Annotated in this window: 13 protein-coding genes; 5 read left to right on the top strand and 8 right to left on the bottom strand. The window is 65.2% G+C overall.

What is annotated here, in order from left to right; genetic code table 11:
* The 6 genes from puuE to E4K64_RS01625 all read right to left on the bottom strand — a co-directional run bounded on the left by puuE (window position 1) and on the right by E4K64_RS01625 (window position 5,773).
* Complete coding sequence (puuE, locus tag E4K64_RS01650; RefSeq protein ID WP_135161860.1) at window positions 1–936, bottom strand: allantoinase PuuE; 936 nt, start codon at window positions 934–936, stop codon at window positions 1–3.
* Window positions 937–1,350 carry a DUF3830 family protein gene (locus E4K64_RS01645; RefSeq protein ID WP_126255607.1) on the bottom strand — a complete coding sequence of 138 codons (414 nt, stop codon included), beginning with the start codon at window positions 1,348–1,350 and terminating at the stop codon, window positions 937–939. It lies immediately after the preceding gene.
* A gap of 489 nt (window positions 1,351–1,839) precedes the next feature.
* On the bottom strand, window positions 1,840–2,250 hold the full coding sequence (locus E4K64_RS01640) for a hypothetical protein (RefSeq protein ID WP_135161859.1): 411 nt from the start codon (window positions 2,248–2,250) through the stop codon (window positions 1,840–1,842).
* 304 nt (window positions 2,251–2,554) lie between these two features.
* A complete protein-coding gene (locus E4K64_RS01635; RefSeq protein ID WP_135161858.1) occupies window positions 2,555–4,342 on the bottom strand; it encodes a chloride channel protein in 1,788 nt (595 codons plus the stop codon).
* A gap of 12 nt (window positions 4,343–4,354) precedes the next feature.
* A complete protein-coding gene (locus E4K64_RS01630) occupies window positions 4,355–5,008 on the bottom strand; it encodes an L-fuculose-phosphate aldolase (RefSeq protein ID WP_209311926.1) in 654 nt (217 codons plus the stop codon).
* A 138-nt stretch (window positions 5,009–5,146) separates the two neighbouring features.
* Window positions 5,147–5,773 carry a MarC family protein gene (locus tag E4K64_RS01625; RefSeq protein ID WP_135161857.1) on the bottom strand — a complete coding sequence of 209 codons (627 nt, stop codon included), beginning with the start codon at window positions 5,771–5,773 and terminating at the stop codon, window positions 5,147–5,149.
* A gap of 90 nt (window positions 5,774–5,863) precedes the next feature.
* Here E4K64_RS01625 and E4K64_RS01620 point away from each other — a divergent pair, with 90 nt between their 5' ends.
* From E4K64_RS01620 to E4K64_RS40140, 5 genes are all read left to right on the top strand, one after another.
* The gene (locus E4K64_RS01620) at window positions 5,864–6,070 is read left to right on the top strand and encodes a hypothetical protein (RefSeq protein WP_135161856.1); all 207 of its coding nucleotides are present in this window, start codon (window positions 5,864–5,866) and stop codon (window positions 6,068–6,070) included.
* Window positions 6,071–6,174: 104 nt separating this feature from the next.
* Complete coding sequence (locus E4K64_RS01615) at window positions 6,175–6,741, top strand: YciE/YciF ferroxidase family protein (protein ID WP_135161855.1); 567 nt, start codon at window positions 6,175–6,177, stop codon at window positions 6,739–6,741.
* Window positions 6,742–6,893: 152 nt separating this feature from the next.
* A complete protein-coding gene (locus E4K64_RS01610; RefSeq protein ID WP_135161854.1) occupies window positions 6,894–7,277 on the top strand; it encodes an Hsp20/alpha crystallin family protein in 384 nt (127 codons plus the stop codon).
* Between the two features lie 8 nt (window positions 7,278–7,285).
* Window positions 7,286–9,679 (top strand): endopeptidase La, encoded by a 2,394-nt coding sequence (lon, locus tag E4K64_RS01605; RefSeq protein ID WP_135161853.1) that lies wholly within the window; start codon window positions 7,286–7,288, stop codon window positions 9,677–9,679.
* 4 nt (window positions 9,680–9,683) lie between these two features.
* Window positions 9,684–9,839 (top strand): hypothetical protein, encoded by a 156-nt coding sequence (locus E4K64_RS40140; RefSeq protein ID WP_167771741.1) that lies wholly within the window; start codon window positions 9,684–9,686, stop codon window positions 9,837–9,839.
* Between the two features lie 69 nt (window positions 9,840–9,908).
* Here E4K64_RS40140 and E4K64_RS01600 read toward each other — a convergent pair whose 3' ends face one another.
* Both E4K64_RS01600 and E4K64_RS01595 read right to left on the bottom strand, forming a co-directional pair.
* On the bottom strand, window positions 9,909–10,211 hold the full coding sequence (locus E4K64_RS01600; protein WP_025037698.1) for an HU family DNA-binding protein: 303 nt from the start codon (window positions 10,209–10,211) through the stop codon (window positions 9,909–9,911).
* 341 nt (window positions 10,212–10,552) lie between these two features.
* Window positions 10,553–11,785: an acetyl-CoA C-acetyltransferase gene (locus tag E4K64_RS01595; RefSeq protein ID WP_135161852.1), complete on the bottom strand. Its 1,233-nt coding sequence runs from the start codon at window positions 11,783–11,785 to the stop codon at window positions 10,553–10,555.
* Between the last annotated feature and the right edge of the window lie 95 nt (window positions 11,786–11,880).

The following is an 11,880-nucleotide window of genomic DNA, read 5'->3' as shown; positions in this document are numbered from 1 at the left end:
TCAACCGATCTCAAATGCGGCGGCGGCAAGATCCGCGTGCCTGGCGTGCCAGTGCTGCGCGATCTGCAATCGCGTCGGCACCCAGACTCGCTCGTGCTTGCCGATATAGTCGAGGAAGCGGATCAGGCCAGCAGCGCGGCCGGGCCGACCGGCGAGGCGGCAATGCAGACCGACCGACATCATCTTGGGCACGGTCTCGCCTTCAGCATAGAGCACGTCGAAGGCGTCCTTGAGGTAAGTGAAGAACTGCTCGCCTTCCGCAAACCCCTGCGGGTTGATGAAGCGCATGTCGTTGGCATCCAGCGTGTAGGGAATGACGAGCTGCTTGCCATTCGCGCCCTTGATCCAATAGGGCAGATCGTCGGCATAGGAATCGCATAGATAGAGGAAGCCTCCCTCCTCCATCAGCAGACGGTTGGTGTTGATCGAGGAGCGTCCGGTGTACCAGCCGAGCGGCCGCGCGCCGGTGGCTTCGATATGGACGCGGATCGCCTCCGCGATCTCGGCGCGCTCCTGCGCTTCGGTCATGTCCTTGTGCTCGATCCATTTCAGGCTGTGACTGGCGATGTCCCAGCCCGCCTCGTTCATCGCCGCGACGATCTCGGGGTTGCGCTTGAGCGCGGTGGCGACGCCGAACACCGTGGTCGGCCAGTTGCGTTCGCCGAACATCCGCCACAGCCGCCAGAACCCGGCGCGCGAGCCGTATTCGAACATCGATTCGATATTGGCGTGGCGCTGGCCGGGCCACGGCTGCGCGCCGAGCACGTCGGACAGGAACGCTTCCGAGGCGCGGTCGCCGTGCAGGATGTTGTTCTCGCCACCTTCCTCGAAATTGACGACGAATTGCACCGCGATCCGCGCATCGCCGGGCCATTGCGGGTGCGGCGGGTTGCGGCCGTAACCGCGGAGATCGCGCGGGTAGCTCTTGTCGGTCACTCAGGCTTCCTCGAAGCGGATGGGCAGGGCGCCCTTCCACAGCACGCTCCTGCCCAGCGCCGCCAGATTCTCCAGGCCGGAGGTCAGCGTGATGAAATGGTTGCCGGCGAGCTGGCCCATCTTGCTCGCGAAATGCACGCTGCCATAGGCCAGCAGGATCTCGGTCTCGCTGATGCCGCCGGGATAGAGAATGATCTGGCCGGGCGCCGGATAGCTGGTGTGGTTCTCGTAGCCGACGCCGAAATCGAGATCGCCGAGCGGCATCCACACGCCTTCGCCGCTCCAACGCACATGGATGATGTGGCTTTCGAACGGCAGCGCCTTGCGAAAGGCGGCGACGGTCTTGGGTGCCAGCTGCTCCTCGAAGCGGGCATCGAAGGTGAAATCGCCGGCGCGGATAACGAGCTTGCTCATCTCATCTCTCGGGATCGGGGCCGGTGGCCCCGGAAAACGCTTAAGCAAAGAGCACTCCCGACGACTTCGCGCAAGTGGTGCGCCGCATGATTGCCGAATAATTGGCCGGATGGACCGGGGCGGCTCCGCGAGGGACTGCCGGCGCGCAAAGACAGAGAGCTAGCTGCATCACCTCCCCCTCGTGTCCCGGACGAGCCGCAACGCGCAAGCGTTGCGGCGCAGAGCCGGGAACCAGAAGGCGACACCGGAGGTCGCGGAGAGATGGGCCCGGCTCTGCGGCGCACCGCTGAAGAAGCGCTGCGCTGCGTCCGGGGCACGAGAGCTGAGGTTGGCGCAGGCTCTTTCCACGTGCCGGCCCAATCCGGGACGGGTGCCGCTCCATCCAGGCTACACAAGTATCGGCGCATCAAAAAAGGGCGGCACAAAGCACCGCCCTCTTTCGTGCAACCCAATCCGGGCAGCGTCGAAAACGACCGCTCGAGACGATCCCTAGTAGCCCGGATCGTAATAGTAAGGGCTGCCGCCGCCGTAATAGCCGTGACCGCCATAATAACCGGGACCGCCGTAGTAAGGACGCGGGCCGTAGTAATAGCGGTTCTCGTAATATTCGCGGCGCTGGCTCTCGGCGATCGCACCACCGATCATCCCCGCCGCGAGGCCCATGAAGGCGAGACCGGCAGCGTTGGGCCCGCGTCGATAGTAGTGGCGACGCCGGGCTGAGCTGAAATCAGTGACCTCGGACGAGCCCTGCCCTACCGTGACAGGCTTTGCGGACAGGGCCTCAGCCGCCCCGGGGGACGCCGCAGCGGAGGGCGATGTGGAGGTTGCGACCATGGCCAGGCTTGCGAACGCGGCCAGCAACATCTTGCGGCCGGCAGAAATCATCGGTCTGGCAGTCATTTTGACCTCCTATGTTCTTGCGCAAACGCAGAATATGCAAACCACGTCTAACGCGCAAACCACTGAAATGGTTTCCTGATCGCGGCAATCCGCCACGCTTTGAACGATTGTAAACGAACGGCCGAAGCCCAGCATGCACCCTCCAACCTGAGCGGATCATGAACAGCCGCTGCGTTTCGCGGTCGCCGGCGAGCACCGGGGCGCTGTCCTGGCAGGTCGCCTTTCCAACGCTGCTCGTGGTGCTGCCGTGGTGCGGCGGATCGTGACCTGCCTCGTTGCAGCCCCATCCCGCCTATAGGCGCGCTTAGGACAACGCGCCCAGCACGCCTCGTGTCGCCTTGTCGATCTCCTCGACATAGCGGCGGCGGGCGAAGGTTTCGGTGAGGAAGCCGACCACCTTGCGGCTATCGGTGGAATCCACCACCGCCAGCATCTCGGCTTCGGCCTCGTCGAACACCGCCATCGCCGACTTCACGTTCATTTCCGGGATCAGCACGATGTCGATCAGGCGGGCAAGCTCGATCACCTGGATGTCGTCGGCGATGCTGTCGAGGTCGCTGGAGAACAAATCGGGCAGCAGGACAAGGCCGACATATTCGTCCGCATTGTTGACGATGACGACGCCCGGCCGCGAGCCCAGCGCGAACTCGCGGCGGACGGCGGCGATCGTCGTGGTCGAGGGCACCTTGCCGACGTCGGAGCGCATCAGGCGCTCGACGGTGAGATTGCGCAGCCAGCCGACGTCGTTGGCGCTGCGGATGGTCTCGCCGCGCAGATGCAGGCGCCAGGTCGAGAAGGAATGGCCGAACATGAAGCGGACGCAGATCGAGGTGACGATGCAGCCGGCCAGCACCACGGCGGTGACGTCGACATTGCGGGTCATCTCCAGCACCAGGAACGACATGGTGAGCGGGCCGCCGACGATGGCGACACCGAGCGTCGCCATACCCGTCAGCATCGCGACCAGCGGATCGATCGCGAAGTTCGGGCTGATCAGGAGCAGCAGCGCGGCAAAGAACTTGCCGATCAGGCTGCCGACGAACAGCGATGCGAAGAACAGACCGCCGCGGAAGCCCGAGGCGAGCGAGATCAGGCAGGCCGTCACCTTCAAGGCGATGACCAGCGCGATCAGGCCGATCGTCATCTCGTGAAACAGATCGAGCACCATGGCACCGTGGCCGGCTGCCAGCACCTGCGGCGTGATGATCGCGAAGCCGCCGACGATGAGGCCGCCGATCACCGGACGCAGCCAGACCGGCATCCAGGCGAACAGGCGCTCGAACGTCGGCGAGGAGCGCATCACGGCGATGCCGACGCCGCTGGTGATGAGCGCAAGCCCGATCAGTGCCAGATATTGCTCGACGCCGACGGCGCTGACCTTGGGTATCTCCAGCGAATATGGCGCGCCGCCGAGCCATTGCGCGGTCAACGCGCCGGCGAGCGAGGCGGCCAGGATCGGCGCTGCGCTGCTGACCGAATAGACTCCGACGATCAACTCGCAGGCATAGAACGCGCCGGTGATCGGCGCGCCGAACGCCGCCGCGATCGCCGCGGCGGCGCCGCAACCGACCATCAGGCGCAGATCGTTGCGGCGCAGATTGAAGAACTTGCCCAACAGCGAGGCGATCCCCGAGCCGATCTGGGTATAGCCCGCCTCGAGGCCGACCGAGGCGCCGCAGCCATTGGAGATCAGCGTCTGGCTCGACACCACCATGCTGTCGCGCATCGACAGATTGCCGCCGCGCAGCGCGTTCGCCTCGATCGGGTCGACCGCGCTCGAGATCTTCATGCGCCGCCGCGACCATTCCATGATGCCGAGCGAGAGGCCGCCGAGCGCAGGCGCGATCAGCGCCGCCCACGGGCTGACGCTCTCGTGAGCCGACAGGTGAACATCAATGGGAATGCCGTAGATCACCACATGCGCGATCTGGGCAATCTGGGCCATCAGCGTCACGACCGAGCCCGCGAGCGTGCCGATCACCAGCGCAAGCGGGATCAGGTAGAACTCGTTGCTGCGCAAGAGGGCGCGCAGCCGAACCATGGTCCGGTTCGTTCCCTTGCGATCGACGAGATGCCTGATCCGCATGAACACGTTCTGCCTGACCTACCCTTCCGACAGGCCGTAGCCCGCCATGCGCTGGCGGACCCGCTCGATCTCGGCGCTGGGGAGCAGCGGCGGTTGTCCGATCTGGAGGCAGCCGTGATATTGCCGCGCCAGCGTCTCGACCTCGACGGCGAGCCACATCGCCTTGTCCAGCGTCTTGCCGACCGCGATCATGCCGTGATGGTCGAGCAGGCAGGCAAGCCGGCCCTCCAGCGCCCGCACCGCATGGTCGGACAATTCCGCGGTTCCGAACGTCGCATAAGGCGCACAGCGGATGCTATCGCCGCCGGCTGCCGCGATCATGTAGTGCACCGGCGGAATCTCCATGCCCATGATCGCCAGGATGGTGCAATAGGTCGGATGGGCGTGCACGACGGCGTTGACCTCGGGCCGCGACTTCAGGATGTCGCGATGAAACCGCCATTCGCTCGACGGCTTCTGCTCGGGCGCGTGCGTGCCGTCCATGGTCATGAACACGATCTGCTCGGGCGTCATGGCCTCATAGGGCACGCTGGTCGGCGTGACCAGAAGCCCGTCCACATGCCGGACAGAGATATTGCCTGAGGTGCCCTGGTTGATGCCGAGCGCATTCATGCGCCGGCAAGCGTCGATGATGGCCTGTCGCTTGGCGAGCTCGTCCGTTGTCATCGACATCCCGATTTCCCGACGATGGTCTTGTTAGACCGGAAGTACGTCAAAGCAACATGGCAGTGCAAGCGAAAGCGGCCCGGATCGGGTACCAAAACCACGAAACGGACGGCAAAATCAATGGTTTCACCTGTTATCGCAGCCCTATGACAGGCCGGCCCGCACGGCCGCAACCCCGTTGATCACGAACTGCACCGAATAGGCCGCGAGCAGCATGCCGAGGACGCGCGAGAGCACGGCATTTCCGGTGCGTCCGAGAGTCCGCGCGATCAGGTGAGCGGAGACGAAGCACAGCATGCAGAGCAGGCAGACCGAGAGGACGGCAGCGATGATGATCGCGAGCCTTGCCCCATAGCCGGCATCGCCCGAAAGGAGCAGCGTGGTCGCGATCGCACCGGGGCCGGCCATCATGGGGATGGCCAGGGGAAACACCGCGACATCGGAGGCGTGCTCCGAGGTCGCTCGGTCGGCCTCGCGGGCCTCGCGGTGCGGACGATCGCCGAAGATCATCTGATAGGACACGCCGAACAGCAGCAGCCCGCCGGCGATCTGGAACGCGGGGACGCCGATCCCGAGCTGGCGCAGCAGCCAGTTTCCGAGCAGCGCGATCACCACCAAAATCGAAGCCGCGATCAGCGGCGCGCGCAGCGCGATCGTTCGCTTGATCGTGTCGGGCAGCCCGGCTGTGGCCGCCAGAAAAGCCGGCACGAGGCCGACAGGATCGACCACCAGCAGCAGCGTCACGAAGGCGGACAGGGCGAAGTCGATCATGTCTCGGTGGGTCCCTGGACGCTGGAACGATGGCGGGCGGACTGACTTAGCCCGGCAGGACCAGTTTTGCATAATCACTGGAGACGATCGATGAGCGACAGTGGAATCGGAATGCTGCTCGGCCAGCTCTCGGCCAACCTGCTCTGGCTCTGGTTCATCGGCGCGTTCGTGCTCGGCGGGGCCCTCGTCTATGGCGTGATGAAGGCCGGCCACCTCAGGCGCAGCGAGCGGGCACAGCTCGATCGCAGCACCGAGGCGCGGCAGCGCCAGGAAGATCCGTACAAGCGCCCGACCTGAGCGTTGACCGGTTGCAGATTGGAACTTTCGTTGCTGAAGCGGCTTTGATCGCCTGAGGATTGAGGAGGGCGAGGCCTTCCCGTGTCACCTCGTGAGGAGGACCTATGGCTAAGCAAGCAAAGAAGCGCACGACCAAGAAGACCGCGGCGCGCCGACCGCGTCAGGCACCGAAGATGCTCAGCGACCTGTTTCTGGAGACGCTGAAGGACATCTATTTCGCCGAGAACAAGATCATCAAGACCTTGCCCAAGATGGCGAAGGCAGCACAATCGAAGGCGCTGGCCGCCGCCTTCAACAAGCACCTGCGCGAGACCCAGGGTCAGGTCAAGCGGCTGGACCAGATCTTCAAGATGCTGGGCAAGCCTGCACGCGGCAAGCCCTGCGAGGCCATCAACGGCATCACCGACGAAGGCGCCGAGATCATGAAGGACTTCAAGGGCGCACCGGCGCTCGATGCGGGACTGCTCGCGGCGGCCCAGGCGGTCGAGCACTACGAGATCTCCCGCTACGGCACCTTGCGGACCTGGGCCGAGGAGCTCGGCATGCAGGACGCGGCAAGGCTGCTTCAGGCGACGCTGGACGAAGAAGAGGCGACCGATCACACGCTGACGGAGCTCGCGACGTCCGTGATCAACCTCGAAGCGGAGGAAGAGTACCGCGCCGCGGCCTGACCCGCGCCGCTGCCGATGACGGAACGCCGCGGCCCCATGCCGCGGCGTTTGTTTTTGGATCGCACGACAGCGCATGGCACGTCGGCGCCGTCGCACTGGATTTTCCGGGAGCCGGCCCCATATGCAGGCTTTCCCACCCCTGAGCCTTCCACATGCAACCCAAAAATCCCCTCGACTGGATGCTGTCCGAAGCCCTGGACTCGCTGACCCGCGCCGACCGGCTGCGCCAGCAGTTCGGCCGCCAGGAAGCCTGCTGGGAGCCGCCGATCGACGTGCTGGAAACCGAGCACGAGCTCCTGATCCTGGTGGCGCTTCCGGGCGTCAATCCGGACAATGTCGAGACGGTCATCCATGACGGCGTGCTCGTCATCTCCGGCCAGCGCACCCTCCCGCCGGAGCTCCGCAACGCCCGCATCCATCGGCTCGAGCTGCCGCAGGGGCGTTTTGAGCGCCGCATTGCATTGCCCCTCGGCCGCTACGCCATCAGCCGCTTCGTGATGGACGGCTGCGTCGCACTGCGCCTCGCCAAATCCTGAGGTCGATCATGGCCACCGAACAGATGAACAACGAACAGACCAATAACGACGTGAAGATCCCCGACGACGCGCTGATCATCATCCCCGTGCGCGAGATGGTGCTGTTCCCTGGCGCCATCGCGCCGATCACGATCGGCCGGGCGAAGTCCATCGCCGCCGCCCAGCAGGCGCTGCGCGAGCAGCGGCCCGTCGGCATCGTCCTGCAACGCAGCCCCGAGACCGATGCGCCGGGGCCGGACGACCTCTACCGGGTCGCGACCATCGCCAACATCGTGCGCTATATCACCGCGCCCGACGGCAGCCACCACATCGTCTGCCAGGGCGTGCAGCGCGCACGCCTCCTCGACTTCCTGCCGGGGACGCCGTTTCCCGTTGCGCGCTTCCAGCAGATCCCCGAGCCGACCACGACCTCGCCCGAGATCGAGGCGCGCGCCCTGAACCTGCAGCGTCAGGCCATCGAGGCCATCGAGCTGCTGCCGCAGGCGCCGCCCGAGCTGGCCGCGATGTTCCAAGGCACCAGTGCGCCCGGCGCGCTGGCGGACCTGGCGACCTCGTTCATGGACATCAAGCCGCAGGACAAGCAGGAGGTGCTGGAGACCATCGACCTCGTTTTGCGCGTCGAGAAGGTGTCCAAGCACCTGGCCGAGCGATTGGAGGTGCTGCGCATCTCCAACGAAATCGGCCAAAAGACCAAGGCCTCCTTCGACGAGCGGCAGCGCGAGGCGATCCTGCGCGAGCAGATGGCGACCATCCAGCGCCAGCTCGGTGAAGGCGATGGCAAGGCCGCCGAGGTCGCCGAGCTGACGGCTGCCATCGCCAAGGCCAAGATGCCGCCCGAGGCCGACGCACACGCCAAGAAGGAGCTGCGCCGCTACGAGCGCATGCCGGAGGCCGCCGGCGAAGCCGGCATGGTCCGCACCTATCTGGACTGGCTGATCGAGCTGCCCTGGGCGCTGCCTGCGGAGAAGCCGATCGACATCAAGGAGGCGCGAGCCATCCTCGACGCCGACCATTTCGGCCTGGAGAAGATCAAGAGCCGGATCATCGAATATCTGGCGGTCCGCAAGCTCGCCCCGCAGGGCAAGGCGCCGATCCTGTGCTTCGTCGGTCCGCCCGGCGTCGGCAAGACCTCGCTTGGCCAATCCATCGCCCGCGCGATGGACCGTCCCTTCGTCCGCGTCAGCTTAGGCGGCGTGCACGACGAGGCCGAGATCCGCGGCCACCGGCGCACCTATATCGGTGCGCTGCCGGGCAACATCATCCAGGGCATCAAGAAGGCCGGCGCGCGGAACTGCGTCATGATGCTGGACGAGATCGACAAGATGGGCCGTGGCGTGCAGGGCGATCCCTCGGCCGCCATGCTGGAGGTGCTCGACCCCGAGCAGAACGGGACGTTCCGGGACAATTACCTCGGCGTGCCTTTCGATCTGTCGCGCGTGGTGTTCATCGCGACCGCCAATATGCTGGACCAGATCCCGGGCCCGCTGCTGGACCGCATGGAGCTGATCAGCCTCGCCGGTTACACCGAGGACGAGAAGCTCGAGATCGCGCGGCGCTATCTGGTGCGGCGGCAGCTGGAGGCCAACGGCCTCTCGGCCGAGCAGGCCGAGATCGAGCCGGAGGCGCTGAAGCTGGTGGTCAAGGGCTACACCCGCGAGGCCGGCGTGCGTAACCTCGAGCGCGAGATCGGCAAGCTGTTCCGGCATGCTGCGGTGCAGGTCGCCGAGGGCACGGCCGCCAAGGTCGTGATAGCGGCGAAGGATATCGTCACCGTGCTCGGCCAGCCGCGGTTCGAAGGCGAGATCGCCCAGCGCACCAGCATTCCGGGCGTGGCCACGGGCCTTGCCTGGACGCCGGTCGGCGGCGACATCCTGTTCATCGAGGCATCAAAGGTGCCCGGCAAGGGCGGCATGATCCTGACCGGTCAGCTCGGCGACGTCATGCGCGAGAGCGTGCAGGCTGCGATGACGCTGGTGAAAAGCCGTGCCTCGCAGCTCGGCATCGATCCGCAAGTGTTCGAGAAGAGCGACATCCACGTTCACGTGCCCGCGGGAGCAACCCCGAAGGACGGGCCCAGCGCGGGCGTTGCGATGTTCACGGCGCTGACGTCCCTGCTCACCAACCGCACCGTGCGCAGCGACACCGCCATGACCGGCGAGATCTCGCTGCGCGGCCTGGTGCTGCCGGTCGGCGGCATCAAGGAGAAGGTGGTCGCAGCCGCGGCCGCCGGCCTGAAGCGGGTGATGCTGCCGGCGCGCAACAAGCGGGACTATGACGACATCCCGAAGAGCGCGCGGGACAACCTCGAATTCATCTGGCTGGAGCGTGTCGACGAAGCCATCGCCGCGGCGCTCGAACCGGTTGAGGCCCAAGTCAACGCGAAAGTCGAAGCGGCGGAGTGACGCGATGAAGAAACTGCTGGAGAAAGCGAAGGGATCGCGGAAGACGCAGCGGCTGCGCCAAATGCTCGATCGCGCGATCGACCGGCTTCGCGATGCGCTGGCGGCGCCCGGGCGGCAGCTTCAACCCATTCCGGTCAGGGTGAAGCGCCGCAAGGGTTGAGCCCTCCGTCTCAAGTCCTCGCGGCTGCCCCAAACAAAAGGCCCCCTTACCCAAGGGGGCCTTGCGTCGTTAGCCCACGGCGTCCTTGGCCGCCTTGACCGGGCGGGCGCGGACGATCTTGCGGGCCGGCTTGGCCTTGAACATCATCTCTTCACCCGTGAACGGGTTGGTGCCCTTGCGCGCCTTGGTCGCGGGCTTCTTGATGACCACGAACTTGGCGAAGCCCGGCACCAGGAACAGGCCGTTCTTCTTGAGCTCCTTGTGACCGACGTCGGTCAGCGTCTCCATGACGTTCTTGACGTCGCGCTTGGAAAGCTCTGTGGCGGTCGCAATCTTTTCGATCAACTGCGATTTGGACATTTGGGTTGCCATCGTGTCTCCTCTGATTCGTGACGGCTGCATATTAGACCAACCGGCGAAGGCCTATAGCCTTCTGCACAGTTTTGTCGCGATTTTACGGGCTTTTTTGGCCCTCTGTGGCAAAAAACCCTGCATTTTAGCCACTTCCAGTGCGGAAGGAGCCTTGAGCAGCGGATTTTGCCTTGTTTCAAAGGCCCGCACGACATCTTGCTAGAACTGATTCGCCGCCTTCGACAAGCGACGACCGGCCTCTTTGTGCAAGGAAGCGCGCGATTCACCCTGAAAAATAAGGGTTGGATCGAAGTCGCCGGTCTTCCTCCCCGTAAGAACAGGGAGAAAGTGCGAGCAATTGGCTAGACGCGCTCGATGATGATGGCGGGCGCCATGCCGCCGGCGGCGCACATGGTGACGAGACCACGCCTGAGATCGCGCCGTTCGAGCTCGTCGAGCACGGTGCCGATCAGGATCGAGCCGGTGGCGCCGATGGGATGGCCGAGGGCGATCGAGCCGCCATTGACGTTGACCTTGGCGCGGTCGAGCTGGAGGTCGCGGATATATTTTTCCGCCACCACCGCAAAAGCCTCGTTGATCTCGAACAGGTCGATGTCGTCGACGGTCAAGCCGGCCTTCGCCAGCACCTTGCGCGTGGCCGGCACCGGTGCGTTCAGCATCAGGGTCGGCGAGTCCCCCATATTCGCCATCGCCACCACGCGGGCGCGGGCCTTGAGGCCATGCGCCTTGGCGTAAGCGGGCGAGGCCAAGAGGATCGCCGCGGCGCCGTCGACGACGCCGGACGAATTGCCGGCATGGTGCACGAAGTCGATCTCGAGTTCAGGATATTTCTGCAGGATCAGGCCGCGATAGGTCGTGCCCTTGTCGTCGAGCGCATAGTCGGCGATCCCTGGGAATGCCGGCTTCAGGCTGCTCAGCCCCTCCATCGTGGTCTGCGGCCGCGGATACTCCTCGTGGTCGAGCGCAAGGCTGCCGTCCTCGCGGTGGACCGGCACGAGGCTCTTCTTGAAATACCCGTTCGCCATCGCGTGCGCGGCACGTTTCTGACTCTCCAGCCCGAGCGCGTCGACATCCCTTCGGGTAATGCCTTCCAGCGTCGCGATCGCATCCGCGCAGACGCCCTGATGCGACTGCGGATGCCGCGCGCGCAGACGCAGATTGCCGTTGTCCATCATCATCGGACCCGAGCCGCGGCGTCCCTCCATCGACATCATCTCGCAGCCGCCGGCGATGACGAGGTCTTCCGCGCCCGCCATGATCGAGCTTGCGGCCATGTTGACGCTGGTGATGCCGCTTCCGCAGAAGCGGTCGAGCGTCACGGCGCTGGCGCGCACGTCGTAGCCGGCATCGAGCGCCGACATCCGGCCGAGATCACCGCTTTGAGTCGCGACCTGCGCGCTGCAGCCCCAGACGATGTCGTCGACGTCGGCGGTGTCGATGCCGGTACGCTCGGCGAGCGCGCGCAGCACGGTTGCGCCCAGCTGCTGCGGATGAATGCCCGACAGTGCCCCCTTGCCGGCCTTGCCGACGCCGCGCGGGGTCCGGCAGGCATCGATGATGAGTGCGTCGGTCATGGGCGCTGTCCTCTTGTTATGAGTGTTGAGGACAGTTCTGAATAACGGGGAGAGGAGAGTCAATCAGCGTTGCAGATGTCACTCGCACGGATTTT

The sequence above is a fragment of the Bradyrhizobium frederickii genome, assembly GCF_004570865.1.
Classification (GTDB): Bacteria; Pseudomonadota; Alphaproteobacteria; order Rhizobiales; family Xanthobacteraceae; genus Bradyrhizobium; species Bradyrhizobium frederickii.
This window is presented reverse-complemented; position numbering and strand designations above follow the sequence as displayed.